The sequence below is a fragment of the Aromatoleum diolicum genome (assembly GCF_012910955.1).
GTDB classification, from domain to species: domain Bacteria; phylum Pseudomonadota; class Gammaproteobacteria; order Burkholderiales; family Rhodocyclaceae; genus Aromatoleum; species Aromatoleum diolicum.
In genome coordinates, this window is the sequence record NZ_WTVQ01000006.1 from 13444 (window position 1) to 31390 (window position 17947).

16 protein-coding genes are annotated in these 17947 nt (G+C 63.5%); 10 read left to right on the plus strand and 6 right to left on the minus strand.

Going from position 1 to position 17947, the window contains the following annotated elements; all coding sequences use genetic code 11:
* Positions 1 to 29: 29 nt before the first annotated feature.
* On the minus strand, positions 30 to 2231 hold the full coding sequence (locus tag GPA25_RS05050; RefSeq protein WP_169259274.1) for a RelA/SpoT family protein: 2202 nt from the start codon (positions 2229 to 2231) through the stop codon (positions 30 to 32).
* A gap of 93 nt (positions 2232 to 2324) precedes the next feature.
* On the opposite strand from GPA25_RS05050, the gene GPA25_RS05055 reads away from it, so the two are divergent.
* From GPA25_RS05055 to GPA25_RS05070, 4 genes are all read left to right on the plus strand, one after another.
* Positions 2325 to 3218 carry a DMT family transporter gene (locus GPA25_RS05055; protein WP_169259275.1) on the plus strand — a complete coding sequence of 298 codons (894 nt, stop codon included), beginning with the start codon at positions 2325 to 2327 and terminating at the stop codon, positions 3216 to 3218.
* Between the two features lie 22 nt (positions 3219 to 3240).
* Positions 3241 to 4080, plus strand: a complete 840-nt coding sequence (locus tag GPA25_RS05060) for a M90 family metallopeptidase (protein WP_169259276.1) — start codon at positions 3241 to 3243, stop codon at positions 4078 to 4080.
* Entirely contained in the window at positions 4077 to 4541 is a 465-nt protein-coding gene (locus tag GPA25_RS05065) for a flavodoxin family protein (protein WP_169259277.1), read from the plus strand. The genes GPA25_RS05060 and GPA25_RS05065 overlap by 4 nt, the downstream gene beginning before the upstream one ends.
* Positions 4542 to 4769: 228 nt before the next feature.
* Positions 4770 to 5210 (plus strand): host attachment protein, encoded by a 441-nt coding sequence (locus GPA25_RS05070; RefSeq protein WP_169259278.1) that lies wholly within the window; start codon positions 4770 to 4772, stop codon positions 5208 to 5210.
* Positions 5211 to 5333: 123 nt separating this feature from the next.
* Here the strand turns inward: GPA25_RS05070 and GPA25_RS05075 are convergent, their stop codons facing one another.
* From GPA25_RS05075 to ipdC, 5 genes are all read right to left on the minus strand, one after another.
* Complete coding sequence (locus tag GPA25_RS05075; protein ID WP_169259279.1) at positions 5334 to 5819, minus strand: aminoacyl-tRNA deacylase; 486 nt, start codon at positions 5817 to 5819, stop codon at positions 5334 to 5336.
* A gap of 170 nt (positions 5820 to 5989) precedes the next feature.
* Positions 5990 to 6559 carry an RNA 2',3'-cyclic phosphodiesterase gene (thpR, locus tag GPA25_RS05080; RefSeq protein ID WP_169259280.1) on the minus strand — a complete coding sequence of 190 codons (570 nt, stop codon included), beginning with the start codon at positions 6557 to 6559 and terminating at the stop codon, positions 5990 to 5992.
* Entirely contained in the window at positions 6543 to 7040 is a 498-nt protein-coding gene (ispF, locus tag GPA25_RS05085; protein ID WP_169259281.1) for a 2-C-methyl-D-erythritol 2,4-cyclodiphosphate synthase, read from the minus strand. The genes thpR and ispF overlap by 17 nt, the downstream gene beginning before the upstream one ends.
* A 1-nt stretch (position 7041) precedes the next feature.
* Complete coding sequence (ispD, locus tag GPA25_RS05090; protein WP_211162958.1) at positions 7042 to 7743, minus strand: 2-C-methyl-D-erythritol 4-phosphate cytidylyltransferase; 702 nt, start codon at positions 7741 to 7743, stop codon at positions 7042 to 7044.
* A gap of 67 nt (positions 7744 to 7810) precedes the next feature.
* A complete protein-coding gene (ipdC, locus tag GPA25_RS05095; RefSeq protein WP_169259282.1) occupies positions 7811 to 9430 on the minus strand; it encodes an indolepyruvate/phenylpyruvate decarboxylase in 1620 nt (539 codons plus the stop codon).
* A gap of 189 nt (positions 9431 to 9619) precedes the next feature.
* Here ipdC and GPA25_RS05100 point away from each other — a divergent pair, with 189 nt between their 5' ends.
* Genes GPA25_RS05100 through mfd form a run of 6 tightly spaced genes read left to right on the plus strand, consistent with a single transcriptional unit; the run spans position 9620 to position 17687 of the window.
* Entirely contained in the window at positions 9620 to 10891 is a 1272-nt protein-coding gene (locus GPA25_RS05100) for an MgtC/SapB family protein (protein WP_169259283.1), read from the plus strand.
* A gap of 57 nt (positions 10892 to 10948) precedes the next feature.
* Complete coding sequence (gene amrB, locus GPA25_RS05105) at positions 10949 to 11776, plus strand: AmmeMemoRadiSam system protein B (RefSeq protein ID WP_169259284.1); 828 nt, start codon at positions 10949 to 10951, stop codon at positions 11774 to 11776.
* Positions 11754 to 12311: an AmmeMemoRadiSam system protein A gene (gene amrA, locus GPA25_RS05110; protein ID WP_169259285.1), complete on the plus strand. Its 558-nt coding sequence runs from the start codon at positions 11754 to 11756 to the stop codon at positions 12309 to 12311. Before amrB ends, amrA begins: the two co-directional genes overlap by 23 nt.
* A 1-nt stretch (position 12312) precedes the next feature.
* Positions 12313 to 13428 (plus strand): AmmeMemoRadiSam system radical SAM enzyme, encoded by a 1116-nt coding sequence (amrS, locus tag GPA25_RS05115; protein WP_169259286.1) that lies wholly within the window; start codon positions 12313 to 12315, stop codon positions 13426 to 13428.
* Positions 13425 to 14162, plus strand: coding sequence for an alpha/beta fold hydrolase (locus tag GPA25_RS05120; protein ID WP_169259287.1), 738 nt, complete (start codon positions 13425 to 13427; stop codon positions 14160 to 14162). The genes amrS and GPA25_RS05120 overlap by 4 nt, the downstream gene beginning before the upstream one ends.
* A gap of 45 nt (positions 14163 to 14207) precedes the next feature.
* Entirely contained in the window at positions 14208 to 17687 is a 3480-nt protein-coding gene (mfd, locus tag GPA25_RS05125) for a transcription-repair coupling factor (RefSeq protein ID WP_169259288.1), read from the plus strand.
* Positions 17688 to 17947: the final 260 nt, after the last annotated feature.

Here is a 17947-nt window from a genome sequence, read left to right on the forward strand (position 1 = left end):
AAGACTCGCCGCTTGCTCGGTCTCCCTCACTACTTGCGCTGGACGTCGATGACGTCGCTTACCTCACGGATCAGCGTGATGGCACGCTGCACCTGCGCGACGCCACCGACCTCCATCGTGAAGCGCATGAAGGCCGTGCCCTTTTTCGTGAGCGTATTGACTGCAATGACATTGAGCTTTTCGCGCGACAGGACCTCCGATATGTCGCGCAACAAACCCTGTCTGTCGATCGCCTGCACCGCGATATCTACCGGAAAGACCGATTCGCGGTTGTTGTAGGCCTTCTCGCCCCATTCGGCCTGGATCACGCGTTCGGGGTGGCTTTTTACCAGTCGCTGGAAATCCGGACAGTCGACGCGGTGGATAGACACACCGCGGCCGCGCGTGACGAAACCTTCGATCGCATCCGGGGGGGCCGGTTTGCAGCAGCGCCCGAGCGAGGTCATCAACTTGCCGACGCCGACGATCAGTACCTTGTCGTTGGACTGGCCCGCATGGGCACGCCCGACGACGAACTCGGGTTCAGCAGCGGGAGCCTCCGGGGTGTCCGCCTCGCGCAGCACCATTTGCACGGCGCGCGAGCCGACTTCGCCGCGCCCGGCCGCGAGGAACATGGACTCCGCATTCTTGAAACCGAGTTTGGCAGCCAGTTCTTCGATGTTCGCGCGTGAATGGCCTTCGCGCTGCATCTCGCGGGTGACGACGCTGCGTCCGCGCGCCAGCAGTTCTTCTTCTTCGCGCTGGCTGAAGTACTGCTTGATCTTGTTGCGCGCGCGGCTAGTGGCGACGTAGCCCTGAATCGGGTTGAGCCAGTCGCGCGAAGGGCCGCCCTCTTTCGCCGCGGTGATCTCGACGGTTTGTCCGTTTTCCAGTTGCGTGTTGAGCGGAACGAGATGACCGTCGACTTTTGCCCCGCGGCAGTGGTGACCGACGTCGGTGTGCAGGCGGTAGGCGAAATCGATCGGTGTCGCGCCGCGCGGCAAATCGACCACCTTGCCCTGCGGTGTGAGCACGTAGATGGCGTCGTCGAGCGAGGCACGCTTGAACTTTTCCACCCAGTCGGCCGAATCAGCGACTTCGTCACGCCAGGATAGCAGGCTGCGCAGCAGTGCGATCTTCTCGTCGTAGTCGCCGCCGTGGCCCTTGCCTTCCTTGTAACGCCAGTGCGCCGCGACACCGAGTTCGGCATGCTTGTGCATGTCGTGCGTACGGATCTGCACTTCGAGTGCACGGCCGTCGCCGGCCAGTACCGCGGTATGCAAGGACTGATAATTGTTGCCCTTGGGATTGCTGATGTAGTCGTCGAATTCCTGCCCGATGGGCTGCCACATCTGATTCACGATGCCCAGCACCGTGTAGCAATCACGTACTTCGCCGACCAACACGCGCAGCGCACGGATGTCGTACACCTGCGAGAAATCCAGCCGCTTGGCGCGCATCTTGTTGTAGATGCTGTAGATGTGTTTGGGCCGGCCGTAGACCTCGGCCTTGATGCCGACCGCGGCGATCTCGCGCTGCAGGCGTTCGATTGCCGACTGGATGAATTCCTCGCGCTCGACGCGGCGTTCGTCGAGCATCTTGGCGATGCGCTTGTAGGTCTCGGGTTCGAGGAAGCGGAAGGAGAGGTCTTCCAGTTCCCACTTGAGCTGCCATACGCCGAGCCGGTTGGCGAGCGGTGCGTAAATGTCGAGACTTTCCCGCGCGACATCGACACGCACGTCGACCTTGTGTTCGGTGAAGTAGCGCAGGGTCTGGGTGCGCGAGGCGAGTCGCAGCAGCACGACGCGGATATCCTCGACCATCGCCAGCAGCATCTTGCGCAGCACTTCGGTCTGGGCGCGGATCTCGGGAGCGGTGGCCTTGGCCGTCATGCGCGTGAGCAGACGCAGGCCATTGAGTCTGCGCAGGCCATCGACCAGTCGCGCGACCGGTTCGCCGAAGCTCGCCGTGACCTTGTCGATCGCGTCCTCGACGTATTCGCCGACGGCGAACAGGATCGCGGCCACACGCGTTTCGGCATCCAGGCGCAAGGACGCGGCGATCAGCGCCATGCCGATTGCGTGCGTCCAGACGGATTCGCCGGTACCCAGCACGTGACCTTCGTAGATGCCCTCGGCCAGTTCGACGGCGTTCTTGATTAGCGCGCGCTCGTCCTCGCCCAGCCCATCGGCGAGCAATTCGATCGGAGCCGCGGCGTCCTTTTGGGAGATGGCATGCGTAACGGAGACCATGTTTGCATTATCCCATATCGCGTGCGATCCACCCCGGCTGCGTACGATCCTTCCTTGTGCGATCATCCCCGGCCCGACAGCTTGTGCCCGGCAATGAAAAAAACCTTTGCAAATCCCTACGTGTTGCTCACCCTGACGGTGTTGTTCTGGTCGGGCAACATGGTCATCGGGCGCGGCCTGCGCGAGGCCGTCCCCCCGATGGCGCTGGCGTTCTGGCGCTGGATGATTGCATTCCTGCTAGTGCTGCCGTTCGCCCTGCCCCATCTGCGGAGTCAATGGCCGCTGCTCAAGAAGAACTGGGTGGCCATGGTGGCACTGGGGATACTCGGAGTCGGCTGCTACAACACCTTCGCGTATATCGCGCTGCAATACACTACGGCGACGAGCGCAACGCTGCTCAATTCCTTTACGCCGATTGCGACGATCGCGCTCGCCGTGGCGTTTCTTGGAAAGCGCCTCGGGAGACTGGAGTCGATCGGTATCGCGCTGTCCCTCGTCGGCGTCGTGACGATCGTCAGTCAGGGCAGTCTTTCGACACTGCTTGGGCTGACTCTCAACCACGGAGACTTGTGGATGTTGCTCGCCATCCTCAGCTGGGGTCTGTACACCGTCGGCTTGCAGTGGCGGCCGCAAGGTGTCGATCCGATGCTGATGCTGGCGGCGTTTACGCTTATCGGCCTGATGCCCCTGATACCCGCCTATATTTGGGAGATCGGCAGCGGCCGAAGCATCGACCTGACGCCGACTTCATTCCTTGCGATCATTTATACGGGCGTATTTCCCGGATTTCTCGGCTATGTCTTCTACAATGCCGCGGTGGCGACGGTGGGGCCGAGCCGGGGATCGCAGTTCATTCATCTGATGCCGGTGTTCACGACGATCCTGGCGGTAATCTTTCTTGGCGAGCGGCCGCAGTGGTATCACTTCGCCGGTATCGCGCTGGTATTCGCCGGCATCGTACTGGCGACGCGCAAGCCCGGACACTAGACCGACGCATTGAGCGCGTGACATGTTCGAGTTTCTCCGAAAATGGCGACACACCCGCCGCCTTGCCGCAGTGCAGGTGCCGGAAGCCATGTGGGTGCGAGTCGAAGCGCGGCTGCGGTTTCTTGATTACCTGACGACGGCACACCGGGCGCAGCTGCGCGAGTTGGCGCGGGCATTCATCGCGGAGAAACAGTTCCATGGCGCGCAGGGCTTGGTACTGAACGACCAAATCATCCTTGCGATCGCACTGCAGGCTTGCCTGCCGGTGCTGCGAGTCGGGCTCGGCGCATACCGGGGTTGGGTCGGCGTAGTGGTTTATCCGGGAGACTTCGTCATCCCGCGGCAAGAGATGGATGCTGCCGGAGTCGTACATGAATACGACGACGAAGTGCTTGGTGAGGCCTGGGAGGGCGGACCGGTGCTGGTTTCGTGGTACGGCCAAGGCGACGCGCCGGACGGGGTTAACGTGGTGATCCACGAGTTCGCGCACAAGCTGGACATGCTGAACGGGACCGTCGACGGACTGCCGATTCTCCCCGCCGACATGTCTCGCAAGGTTTGGGCAGAGGCTTTTTCCGACGCGTACGAGCGCTTCTGTGACCAGGTCGATTCTGGTCGGGACACCGCGCTTGATCCCTATGCGGCGGAACATCCGGGGGAATTCTTCGCGGTCGCCTCGGAAGCCTTTTTCGAGACCCCCTGCATGCTGCAGCGCGAGTTTCCTGCGATCTACGAACAGTTGAGCATGTTCTACCGTGCCGATCCGGCTACGGGTGAGCGCCGCTTGCGCAATAGGTGCCCCGGTAGTGGCAACGTCGATACAGCTGCGGGCCAACAAGGCTCCGCGGCGGAATCGCCATGAGTGAACGTAGGCGCCTGCTCGTGGTGTATCACACCCAGTCGGGCAATACGGGGCAACTGGCCGAGGCGGTCGTGCGCGGCGCGCGCCGGGTCGACGAAACCGAAACTGTCGTCAAGCGCGCTTTTGATGCCGGCGTTGAGGATCTGCTCGCTTGCGATGCGCTGCTGCTCGGAACTCCGGAAAACTTCGGATATATGTCTGGTGCGCTGAAGGACTTCTTCGACCGTACCTACTACCCTTGCGAAGGCAAGCTGATCGCCCTGCCCTACGCCGTTTTCGTCAGCGCGGGCAACGACGGGACCGGCGCGGTGCGCGAAATTGGCCGCATTGCCTTGGGCTATGGCTGGAAAGAGGTGGCCGAGCCGTTGATCGTGCGAAAGGCCATCACCGGGGAAGCGCTCGAGCAATGCGAGGAACTGGGCGAGGCGATGGCCAGCGGCGTGGCACTAAGAATTTTCTGATCTGACCGTCCCGCCCCGGATTACCGGATGGAAATTCCATCGGGGTTTTCAGGCGTATGCCGAGTGGGGTGTTTTCCCACTGAATTCGCAGCCTGAAAGGTTCTCGTGGGAGCGGTGAAAAGTCGCGGGAGGAATTCGATTGCGATTCCGGAAGGCAGGGTCTAAGCTGGGATGGCTGCCCCATTTCGCGCGTGCAGCTCGTTCGACTCACTTCCCGGAGGACGATTCATGGCAATTACCTGGATTCTGGTTGCTAATGCCAGCCTGGCCAAGCTCTACGCAAATCTCGGCCCGAACAAGGGACTGACGCTGGTGAAGGAACTGATCCACCCCGAAAGTCGACAAAAGAATTCCGAACTCGTCACCGACCGTGCCGGTAGCATGGCCTCGGCAGGCAACGGATCCGGATCGAAACAGTCTCAAACCGAGCCGAAAGTCCACGAAGCGAAGGTGTTTGCCCAGGAGATCGCGCAAGAGTTGTATCACGGGCGTGCCACCAATGCGTTCGGGCGGGCAATCGTGTTTGCACCGCCCGCGTTCATGGGCATGCTCAATTCGGTGCTGGACAACCCAACCGCCCAGTTGATTACCGACCGCTTTGAAAAGGACTATACGAAGGAACCCGAGCCGGTGCTGCGAGAGCGCCTGGCGTCGTGCCTGTTTGTCTGAGTTTTTCTGATTTTTCAAGCGTCTCTCTTCAGGAGACGATGGGACCGCAGAGCGCGGCCCCGAAGAGCCGCGGGGCGCTTGGCGCCCCGCTTTTTTTCTGCAGCCTGAAGATCAAAACCACCCTCAATGCCGCCAATAGTGCTCGCTGAAGTGCATCTGGCGAGCGCTTTCCATCTCCATCATCGTCATGAAGTCCGCGCGGCTCATCTGGATCAGCTTCTCGTGGTCGCCAGCCTCGAAATAAATTTCTTCCTGATCGACAAGACTGTCGTCCACCACCATGCGCAAGCCGTATGCAGCGCCAATCGGCGGCACCGCTCCGGGTTCACAATCTGCGAACAAGCCGGCGAGTTCATCTTCGGTCGCAAGACGCAGGCTGCGATTCATCGCCTTGCTGAGCCAGCCGAGTTGCACGTGCTGGGTTGACGGCAGGACTGCCATCAGGAAACCGTCGTCGTCTTCCAGCACGACCGATTTCGCGAGGCAATTGGCGGGTACGCGCGCAAGATGCGCGGTCTCCATGCTGTTGTGGGAGTGTGGGTGGGTGAGCACGTCATAGCGCAGACCATGCTCGGTCATGTATTCCTGGACTCTGGACGCGATTGCCATAGTAGTTCTCCTAGGATTCAGGATCCGGGCAATTGGACTTGTTGTCGCCCTAGAACGGGATTCATCTGATCCCACCAGCTCCCTGCAGCGCCCCTCGTTATCGCTGACATTTCATTCTAGAACGTTGCGCCCCCCCTTGCCGGCAGCGCGCGTTACGACCGACGTCCCGGTCAGTCCTTGAGTGGGGAGTCGGCCGTCCAGACCTTGAGCAACTTGTAATGGGCGCCGTCTTCGCGCCGGTCCGACTCGACCAGGGCAAACCCGCCGACCTGCCAGTCAATGGGCGGATCGATTTCGTCGGACGCCAAGTCGGCTCGCGCGTTTCGCAGCAGAGTCACATGCGCTGCAAACTTTCGCTGCTCCACTGGAAAACCCGCTTCGACCAGCACGACGTTCAGCCGCGCAACCAGATCGGCAAGCGCCTCGGGAACCTCCCGGGCTCCGGCCCAGACGATCCGGTTGTGGCGCCAGGTCGCGATGCGATCCATCTTGAGCACGAACGCCGCGGCGGGAATCCGGTCACCGGCCGTAATCAGATCCACCACCCGCTCGCGCGGAATATCACCGATGAAAGCCAGCGTCAGATGAAAGGTATCGCGGCGCATGCGCCGTCCGTTGCAGCTTGCGTGCGTATGGGCCGCGAGATCATCGAGGCGGCGTGCAGTTCCGGCATCGGGCCACAGCGCGAAGAACACTCGCGCGGGCTTCGTGCGGTCCGGCGTGTCAGTCGCTGTCCGCATCGCGCACGAGCAGCGCCACCACCTGCGCCGCGATGCCTTCGCCACGGCCGGTGAAGCCGAGCTTCTCGGTCGTCTTGCCCTTGATGTTGATCGCGGACGCGTCCACTCCCAGGTCGGCAGCGATGTTCGCGACCATCGCCGGGGCATGCGGCAGGATCTTCGGTGCGCGACAGATCACCGTCGCATCGACGTTCACGACTGCGAATCCGGCAGCGCGCACCGCTGCGAAAGCCACGCGCAACAGCTCCCGGCTGTCGGCGCCGGCGTGCTGCGGATCCGTGTCGGGAAACAGGCGGCCGATGTCACCCAGCCCTGCCGCGCCGAGCAGCGCGTCGGTCAATGCGTGCAGCAGCACATCGGCGTCGGAATGGCCTAGCAATCCACGCTCGTGCGGGATCGTCACGCCGCCGATGATCAGCGGTCGGCCGGGCACCAAGGCGTGCACATCGAAACCCTGGCCGATGCGAAACGGAACTTTCATGTCAGCTTTCCCTGTTGTTGAGGATCCATTCGGCCAGATGCAGGTCCAGCGGATACGTGACTTTGAGGTTGGTGGCGTCGCCCTCGATCAGCCGGGGACGGAGTCCGGCGGCCTCGATGGCGCTGGCTTCGTCGGTGACGTCGGTGGCGGCTTCCAGCGCGCGCCGCAGCATCACGTAGCGAAACATCTGCGGCGTCTGCGCCTGCCACAGACTGTCGCGCGGCACGGTCGCCACCACGTGATGATGGGCGTCGGCCCGCTTCAGGGTGTCCGCGACGGGCACCGCGAGCAGGCCGCCGACTTCGTCATGGGCGAGGCCGCGGATCAGCTTTTCGATGTGCCAGCGCGCCAGGCACGGGCGCGCCGCATCGTGCACCAGCACCCAGTCGGACTGTTCGGCCTCGTTGGCGATTGCACGCAACCCGCCGAGCACACTGTCGGCCCGCGTCGCCCCGCCGCAGAACAACGGCACCAGCTTCGGACCGAGCGCGGACCAGTCGTGGCGCTTCCATTCGGCGTCGCCAACGGAGAGTACGACGAAGACCTTGTCGATTTCCGGGGTCGCGCACAGCACTTCGAGCGAGTGCCGGATCAGGGGTGCGCCGAGCAGCGGGAGGTATTGTTTCGGCTGAACAGCGCCCATGCGGCTGCCGCTGCCGGCGGCCGGGACGATGGCGAAATGGCGGGGATGGAAGTTCTGCATGGCGCGGATTCTAACCGCGCCATGCAGTTTTCGGAGCCGTCGCGGTGTGGGCCAGTCGCGGCGCGGACTACTTCTGCGACAGACGTTTGACGCCGGCAACGAAGCGCGACAGGGTGTCGGACAGCACGCCGCGCGGAATCATGGCTTCAATCAGCTGAAAATGGCCGCGCGTTGCCACCGCGGTTTCGAGTGCGTTTTTCAGCTCCGCACGGGTGCGCACGCGCACGCCCTCGCCTCCCATGCCCTGTGCCATTGTTGCGAAACCCCAGTCGTCCAGATTATTGAAGGCAGACTCGGGCTGGAAGGTGCGCAGCATCTCCCACGACGCATTGTTGAACAGGATCACGATCGGATCCCAGCCATTGCGACGGCAGTTGCCAAGCTCCCAGCCGGTCATCTGGAAGGCTCCGTCGCCCACCAGAATCAGCGGCCGCCGACCCGACGCGGCTTGCAGGCCGAGCCCCGCGGGCACGCCAAAGCCCATTGTCGCGTAGTAGCCGGGCGCGACCAGTTCTGTTTGCTCGATGTCCATTGCGGTAAACAGGCAGTCGCCCATATCCGCCGCGATCGGCATGCGTCCGTGCGTGTCCATCAAATCGTTGATCGCAAGCGCAATGTCGTTGGGGGTGATCGGCTGCTCGTCGGCCTGCAGGCCGCGTGCGTAGTGCGGGCGCTCGAACTGCACCGCGGGCGCGGTGTCGTGCAGTCGCGCGAGCAAGGCATCGACCAGCGCCTCGAGCGGAATGTCGGGGTACGTGTGATGACCCAGCGTGACGCGCTGATCCAGAGCCTGGATGGTCTTGCGCAGATCGATCTGCTGCGACGATACGCCGAAATTGGTGTCGGAAATGATGACGCCGAGCAGCAGCAGTGCGTCCGAACGCTCGACCAGGTCCGTGACTTCCGGACGCCCGGCAACCCCGAGATAGGTGCCGACCAGCGGCGCGTCGGTGCCCGACATCAGACCGCGCCCCAGCAGGCTCGTCACAACTGGGGTTCCGAGACGTTTCGCGAGTTCGGCGATGCGCGCTTCGAGCCCGAAGCGGCGCACTTCCACGCCGACCATCAGTACCGGCTCACTGGCCCCGCGGATGCGTGCGAGCACTTCGTCGGCGCAAGCCTCGAGCGCTTCATGATCGGTCGGCGCGGAACGCTGTGCGACCACCGCTTCGCAGGGCACGTTCACCATGTCGCGCGGCAGTTCGATGTACACGGGGCGCGACTCGCGCAGACAGCTTGCGAGCACGCGGGCAATCTCTGCCGGGGCGCTACGCGCATCGGTCAGTCGTGCCTGATCGCAAGTGATCTCGCGGTAGATGGCGAATTGCGAATCCAGCGTCTTGGCCTGATGGTGCAGCAGCAGGCCCGAACGCGATTCACCGGCGCCGGGGGCTCCGGAGATGACCACGACCGGCGATTTTTCCGCAAATGCGCCGGCAATCGGATTGACCATGTTGAGGGCCCCGGCACCATAAGTGACCACCGCCACCCCGAGCGCGCTCCGGAAACGCGCTGCGGCGTCAGCTGCGAAACCGACCGCGGGTTCATGGCTCAGGGTATGCAGTGGCAGGATCGCCGATTCCTCGATGACCTTGAAGAAAGGCAGCGCAAAATCGCCGGGAATGCCGAAAATTTCGCGTGCCCCATGGTCGCGCAGCGCAGTGAGCAGAACTTGGGAGAGGTTCATGGCAACTTGCTCCGGATGGCGATTGAGATCAAAAGAATACGCGCTCGGAAATGGCGGATGCGATCGATTTTGATCCGCTTCCGGAAAATTCATGCCATTCCGGGGGTGATCCGCTAGGGATTTGCGCGAATCCGATGTCCCCCTGTCCCGGAGATGGAATAGAGTGCGAAACAGGAGGAGCCACGAAACATGCCCTTCGCAAAACCCTTCGATGCTGCACAAATAGAGGCTTTTCTGATCGCCATCGGCATCGGCCTGCTGATAGGGCTGGAGCGCGAACGGGTCGCCTCGGCACGTGCCGGGGTGCGTACCTTCGGGCTGGTGGCGTTGCTCGGGGCGATTGCAGGAATGCTCGGCGAGCATTTCGCCAGCGTTGTGCCGTTTGCGCTCGGCATGGCGATTGTCGGCGCGATGATCATCGCCGCCTATCTCCGCCACCCCGACCCAGTGGATCCGGGCACCACCTCCGTCGCTGCCCTACTCGTGTGTTACTGCCTGGGCGTCGCGGTATGGCTCGGCCATGCAATGATCGCCGTAATGCTGAGCGTCGCCACGACGATCCTGCTCTACTTCAAGACGGAGCTGCGCGGCATCGCCACTCGGCTCGAGGCGAAGGAATGGGTATCGATTTTCCAGTTCAGCATCCTCTCGCTGGTCATCCTGCCGATCCTGCCGGACGAGACTTTCGACCCGTACGACGCGCTCAATCCACGCCAGGTGTGGTGGATGGTGGTGCTGATTTCAGGTTTGAGTCTCACTGGCTACGCCACGTTGAGACTCGTCGGCACGCGTTACGGCGCAGCCTTTGTCGGTATCGCCGGCGGCCTGGCGTCGAGCACTGCAACGACGCTGATCTATGCGCGCAGCAGCCGGCTCAATCCGCACCCTGCGCCGATGGCGGCGCTGGTGATCGTACTCGCGAATCTGGTAATGATCGTGCGCGTTGCAGTGATTGCTGCGGTGGTAGCTCCGGGCCTGCTCCCCGACCTGCTGATCGTGATCGTCCCTGCCCTGCTGGTGGGCGTCGCCAGTCTGCTGTGGTACTGGCGAGCACAGACGGTAAGCGACACCCTGCTCCCGGAGACGCGCAACCCCACCGAGCTGCGCGCGGCGATCGGCTTCGGCATCGCTTATGCGGCGGTGCTGTTCATATCCGCGTGGCTGTCCGAGATCGCCGGAACGCAAGGCATCTATGTGCTCGCCCTGGTGTCCGGCCTGACCGACGTGGACGCCATTGCCGTGTCGAGCATGCGGCTGTTCTCGCTGGGAAAACTCCCGCTCGACGGGGCAGTGATTGCAGTCGGTCTGGCGATGATCGCAAATCTCGCGTTCAAGACCAGTGTCGCCGTGGTGGTCGGAGGCCGTCCCCTCGGGGTCCGGATTTTAGGCGGAATGGTTGCGGTTGCGGGCGGACTCGCATGCGGTATCGGTTGGCACGCACTGTCCGCCGGAAGCCTATAATCGAAATGCCGGACGCGGGCCGTTCGGTGCTCCGCCACCATATTCGAAAGGGATTCCATGGCTACTGCTTCGATTCGCCCGGCGGCGGTCGCCGGGTATTTCTACCCCGACGACGCCCGGGTGCTTCAGGCCCAGATCGGTGAGATGCTTTCGACGGCCGTTCCGTTGGAAGCGGTGTCCTTGCCGAAGGCACTGATCGTACCGCATGCCGGTTACGTTTATTCCGGACCGGTCGCCGCTTCGGCCTACGCCACTGCATCCGGGTTGCGCGACGTCGTGCGTCGGGTTGTACTGCTCGGGCCGGCGCACCGGATGCACGTCGAGGCATTTGCACTGCCTGCGGCACAATTTTTCTCCACCCCCCTTGGCTCGATTCCGATCAGCCGCAAGGACTGGCTTGCCCTGCAGGCTCGCGCCGACGTTGTCGTGGACGATCGGCCGCATGCCCTCGAACACAGTCTTGAAGTACAGCTGCCGTTCCTGCAGACCATTCTCGACGCATTCGAACTCGTGCCCTTACTGGTTGGCGACGCCAGCCCTGCCCAGGTCGCGGAAGTCCTTGACCAGCTGTGGGGGGGACCGGAAACGCTTATCGTCATCAGCTCCGACCTGTCGCATTACCACCCCTATGCGCAGGCCTGCTGCACCGACCGCAGTTCGGTTGAACAGATACTCAAGCTGCGCCCCGGTCTGGATCACGAGCAGGCCTGCGGTGCGACGCCGATCAATGGACTGATCCGCACGGCCACCCAACACGGGCTCGAGCCGCACTTGCTCGACCTGCGCAATTCCGGCGACACCGCGGGCGACCGCTCGCGCGTCGTCGGCTACACCAGCATTGCGTTCTGCGAGTCCGCGCGACATGCCGCTACCGCCCGACACTGAACTCGGCGACATCCTGCTCTCCCGCGCGCGTCAGGCGATCGCGCACGAACTTGGCGCCGAGAGTGGCGCTCCGGGTGACGATCCGCGACTGAGCGAGCGCGGGGCGACCTTCGTCACACTCAAGCGCGATGGCGAGTTGCGTGGCTGTATCGGGAGCGTGCGTGCGCAACGAACGCTGGGCGAAGATGTCCTATTAAATGCGGTGGCTGCGGCGACCCGCGATCCGCGTTTTCCGCCACTCACGCGTGACGAACTTGGCAAGGTAAGCGTCGAGGTCTCTCTCTTGTCGACGCCCGAATTTCTCGAGTTCGCCGGCGAAGACGAGTTGCTACGCCAGTTGCGCCCCGGCATTGACGGTTTGCTACTGTTCGCCGGTTGCCGCAATGCCACCTTTCTGCCCCAGGTGTGGGACCAATTGCCCGAGCCGCGGAAGTTTCTCGCTGCGCTCAAGCAGAAGGCCGGACTTGCGCCCGACCGCCCGGCCAGCAACCTGATGGTGGCAACATATACCGTGCGCAAGTGGAAGGAGCCGTAACATGAACTACCCTGCGCGCTACTGGCACACGCTCGACGACGGTCGCATCCAGTGCGACCTGTGCCCTCGCTACTGCCGGCTGCACCCCGAGCAGCGCGGCGCGTGCTTCGTGCGTATGCGCGAAGGCGACGGCATGGTGCTTACCACTTATGGACGCAGTTCCGGGTTCTGCATCGATCCCATCGAGAAGAAACCGCTCAACCATTTCTACCCGGGTACCAGCGTTTTCTCGTTCGGCACTGCCGGCTGCAATCTTGCGTGCAAATTCTGCCAGAACTGGGACATCTCCAAGTCACGGGACATGGACAGCCTGATGGATGCGGCCACGCCCGACGAGATCGTTCGCACGGCGGCCGAGTGGGGCTGCACGAGCATCGCCTTCACCTACAATGATCCGGTGATCTTCGCTGAGTACGCCATAGACGTCGCGAAGGCGGCACACCAGCAGGGGCTCAAGACCGTTGCGGTGACCGCCGGCTACATCACGGAACTCGCACGCGGCGAATTCTACGAGCACATGGATGCCGCCAACGTCGACCTGAAAGGCTTCACCGACGACTTCTACGTGCATCAGTGCGGCGCACATCTGCAACCGGTGCTCGACACGCTAAGCTGGCTGGTGCACAAGACGAACGTCTGGGTGGAGATCACTACCCTGCTGATTCCCGGACTCAACGACTCCGAGGAGGAGTTGCGCTCCCTATCCACGTGGGTTGCGAAGGAACTGGGCACTGAGGTACCGCTCCATTTCAGCGCGTTCCACCCGGATTTCAAGCTGATGGACATTCCCCCGACGCCCCCCACGACCCTTTCGCGCGCGCGTGGGATTGCACTGGCTGAAGGGCTCAAATACGTGTACACGGGCAACGTGCACGATACCGACGGCGGTTCCACACGCTGCAGCGGTTGCGGCAAAGTCGTCATCAAGCGTGACTGGTACGAGATTCTCGATTACACACTGGACGACAATGGCGCCTGTCTAGCGTGCGGCACCCGGCTCGCCGGACGGTTCGGGCATTTCGATTCGCCGTTCGGTTCGCGCCGCATTCCGGTGGCAATTCACCGTCAGTCGCCATCCCATAAGAAAACCGCCGCGATCAGGCCAGACCAATCGTGAAATTGCGCACGACCGACATCAGCATACCCTACGAACACATCTGGCTTGCGGGCGAGCTGGTGCATGCACCGGACGTGCGCGGGCTGGCCGTGATCCTGCGCCCGGCAGGCGGCGCCTTCACGCAGTCGCGCGAACTGCGCGTGGCGGGCATACTCCATGAGGCAGGGTTCGCAACTCTGCTGATCAATCTGCTGACGACCTACGAAGAGTCGCGTGACCCTGATGCGCGCTTCAATGTGCCACAAATGGCCAACCGCGTGCTTGCCATCGCAGAATGGGTCAGCCATCAGCCGCCACTTACGGGCCTCGGCGTCGGCCTGATCGCGTCAGATACTGCCAGCGGCGCGGCAGTACGTGCGGCATGGAAGGCTCCCGAGCGCTTCGCCGCCATCGTCTGCCGCGCCGGTCGACCAGATCTTGCTGGCCTGACCCCGCTCAACGCGCTAGCGACGCCGATCCGCATGATTGTCGGCGAAGACGATCCGCAGGCCGGCATGATCCTGCAGGCCTACGAACACATTCGCAGCACGCGCGACTGGCACACCCTCGCTGGCGTTGGCAGCATGTTCAGCGAGCCGGGCCAGCTCGAGCGCTTTGCCCAACTTGCCAGCGACTGGCTCGTGGAGAAACTGCCGCCCGCAACGCCGATCGAGTTTCGCCTGCCGGGGGCCGCGATGCCCACCGCCAACCCCGAACTCGCGCCAGACCAACCGGCCGAGCCTCATCCCCTATAATCGGCCCCTCCCCATTCGCCTGTTAGCGGCCGAGCCGCCTGCCCGATGTCCCGACCGCAAGACACCCAGCTGTCCGCCTTATTGCCCGAGCTCGCCGCGCTCGCCATCCCGAAGCCCGGGGTGCGGCTCGATCTCCCGCCCCTTTCCGGGTCGTCCGACGCCCTGGCTGTCGCACAGTTCGCGTCGCGTGGCCGCTGTCTGCTGCTGGTCACCGCGAACCCGCTCGACGCGCAGCGCCTGCAGGACGAGATCGCGTGGCTCGCGCCGAACCTCCGCACGCACCTGCTGCCGGATTGGGAAACCCTGCCCTACGAAAGCTTTTCGCCGCACCAGGACCTCATCTCCGAACGCTTGTCGACGCTCTATGCCGTCAGCCGCGGCGAAGCCGACGTGGTGCTGGTCCCAGCCTCTACCGCGCTGTACCGCATGGCGCCGCCGGCCTTCCTCGCCGCCTACACCTTCTTCCTGAAACAGGGTGCGAAGCTCGACGTCGACCAGCTGCGCAAGCAAATGGCGGTGGCCGGTTACACGCACGTCACACAGGTCGTCAGCCCCGGCGAATTCTCGGTGCGCGGCGGCCTCGTCGATCTGTATCCGATGGGCGCCGCGCTGCCCTACCGCATCGACCTCTTCGACGATGAAGTCGAAAGCATCAAGACCTTCGACCCGGATACCCAGCGCACCGTTTACCCGGTACCCGAGATCCGCATGCTGCCGGCACGCGAATTTCCGATGGACGACGCCGGCCGCACGCGCTTTCGCAGCCGCTTCCGTGAGACCTTCGAAGGCGACCCCTCGCGCGTGTCGCTATACAAGGATGTCTCCAACGGCATCGCCCCGGCGGGCATCGAGTACTTCCTGCCGCTGTTCTTCGACGACACCGCGACGCTGTTCGACTACCTCCCGTCCGACGCCGCCGTCGTGCTGCATCGCGACGTACCCGCCGCGATCGAAGAATTCTGGCGCGACACGCGCTCGCGCCATGATTTCCTCAAAGGCGACTGCACGCGTCCGGTGCTGCCGCCCGAGGTGCTCTTTCTCGGCCAGGAAAACTTCTTCAGCGCGCTGAAGAATCGCCCGCGCATCGAGATTGCGGTTCCCGCCGCCGGCTCAGCCCCGGACGCGCCGCGTGCCGCCTTGCCACTACCCGACGTTTCGGTCGAGCGCAAAGCCACCGACCCGCTGCACCGCCTCAAGGCGTTCCTCGACAGCGACTGGGCACGCGCCGGCGGGCGCGTACTGGTACTCGCCGATGCGCCCGGCCGGCGTGAAACGATGTCCGAATTTTTCGCCGAATATGGCCTCAAGCCTGCGGCGAGTGCCGATTTTGCCGCTTTCCTCGCTTCGGGCGAAACGCTCGCACTCGGTGTCGGCCCGATCATCAGCGGCTTCCTGCTGCCGGACGCGAAGGTCGCGATCGTCACCGAATCCGAGCTCTATGCCGCCACCGCCCGTACCCGCGGCCGCCGCGATACACGCAAGGCGGCGACGATGGAGGGCTGGCTGCGCGACCTGTCCGAGCTCAAGCCTGGCGATCCCGTCGTGCACGTGTCGCACGGCATCGGCCGCTACCTCGGCCTGATCCATATGGATCTCGGCGAAGGTGCGACCGAATTCCTGCACCTCGAATACGCCAATGGCGACAAGCTCTATGTGCCCGTCGCCCAGTTGCACGTCATCACGCGCTACGCCGGTGCCGACCCGGACGCGGTCGAGCTGCACCGGCTCGGCTCGGGCCAGTGGGAAAAGGCCAAGAAGAAGGCGGCGATGCAGGTGCGCGACACGGCCGCCGAACTCCTCGCGCTGTATGCGCAACGCGCTGCCCGCCCCGGCCATCGCTTCGACTTCAAGCAGCACGACCTCGATGCCTTCGCCGAAGGCTTCGGATTCGAAACCACGCCCGACCAGCAGGGCGCGATCGACGCGGTCATTGCCGACATGCAATCCGGCCGCCCGATGGACAGGCTGGTGTGCGGCGATGTCGGTTTCGGCAAGACGGAGGTCGCATTGCGCGCCGCCTTCGTCGCCGTCGCCGACGGCAAACAGGTTGTCGTGCTCACCCCGACGACGCTCCTCGCCGAACAGCATTACCAGACCTTCGCCGACCGTTTCGCCGATTTCCCCATCCGCATCGCCGAACTGTCACGCTTCAAGAGCGCCAAGGAGCAGACGGAAGCGCTGAAACAGCTCGCCGAAGGCAAGGTGGACATCATCATCGGCACGCACCGCCTGTTGCAGAAAGACGTGGAGTTCAAGCGCCTCGGGCTCGTCATCATCGACGAGGAGCACCGTTTCGGCGTGCGCCAGAAAGAGATGCTGAAGCAGTTGCGCAGCGAGATCGACATCCTGACCCTGACCGCGACACCGATTCCGCGCACGCTCGGCCTCGCGCTCGAAGGCCTGCGCGAATTTTCGGTGATCGCCACCGCGCCGCAGAAGCGCCTCGCGATCAAGACCTTCGTGCACCGCCACAGCAAGGGCATCATCCGCGAGGCGGTGCTGCGCGAATTCAAGCGCGGCGGGCAGGTGTACTTCCTGCACAACGAGGTCGACACGATCGAGAACGTGCGCGACGAGCTCGCCGAACTGCTGCCCGAAGCGCGCACCGTCATCGGCCACGGCCAGCTTCCGGAACGCGAACTCGAACGCGTGATGCGCGACTTCACCCATCAGCGCGCCAACCTGCTGCTGTGCACCACGATCATCGAAACCGGCATCGACATCCCGACTGCCAACACCATCATCATCAACCGCGCCGACCGCTTCGGCCTCGCCCAGCTGCACCAGCTGCGTGGCCGCGTCGGCCGCAGCCACCACCAGGCGTACGCCTACCTGCTCACCGACGCGCACGCGAAGCCGACCGCGCTGGCACAGAAGCGCCTCGAAGCGATCACGATGATGGAAGACCTCGGCTCCGGCTTCTACCTCGCAATGCACGACCTGGAGATCCGCGGCGCCGGCGAAGTGCTCGGTGAAAACCAGTCGGGCGAAATCCAGCAGGTCGGCTTCAGCCTATATACCGAAATGCTCAAGCGTGCGGTGCGCGACTTGCAGGCCGGCAAGGAACCCGACCTCACCCAGCCGCTGGAAGTCGTCTCCGAAATCAACCTGCACACACCCGCGCTGCTCCCCAACGACTACTGCCCCGACGTGCAGGAACGCCTGACCCTCTACAAGCGCCTCGCCAACTGTGAATCCGACGACGAACTGCGCAGCCTTCAGGAAGAACTCATCGACCGCTTCGGCGAACTCCCGGCCCAGACCCAGGCCCTGATCGAATCCCACCGCCTGCGCCTGCTCGTCAAACCCTACGGCGTCGCCAAGCTTGATGCCAGCGACGCGCAGATCAGCGTCCAGTTCGGCCCCAATGCGCCGATCGACCCGGTCAAGGTGATCTTCCTGATGCAGAAGGACCGCAATACCAAGATGTCCGGTCCCGACCGACTGATCCGTAAGGCGAGCCTGCCGAATCTGAAACAGCGCGTGCAAGGGGTGAAGGAGCTGCTGGAGGCGGTGAGGGCCTGAGCCGCGGCCCGGCAGATGTTCAGTTGGCGGTCCGGATTCCAGCCGCTGCCCGGGTGGCTCGCGAGCGGATGAGCTTTCACAGTCGTCATCATCACCTCGTCAGACGGAGGGTCCCTATGCAGTCAGGCTCCGAAGAACAAGAATCTCGCGATCCCCGCTGGGGCCCCCGCGCACGGCTATCCGAAGCAAGCGCCAACGGGTTTGCGAATCGGCGGGGGGAATGTGACACTAGCGTAGCGCGCCGCGCCAGTGGGCGCGCC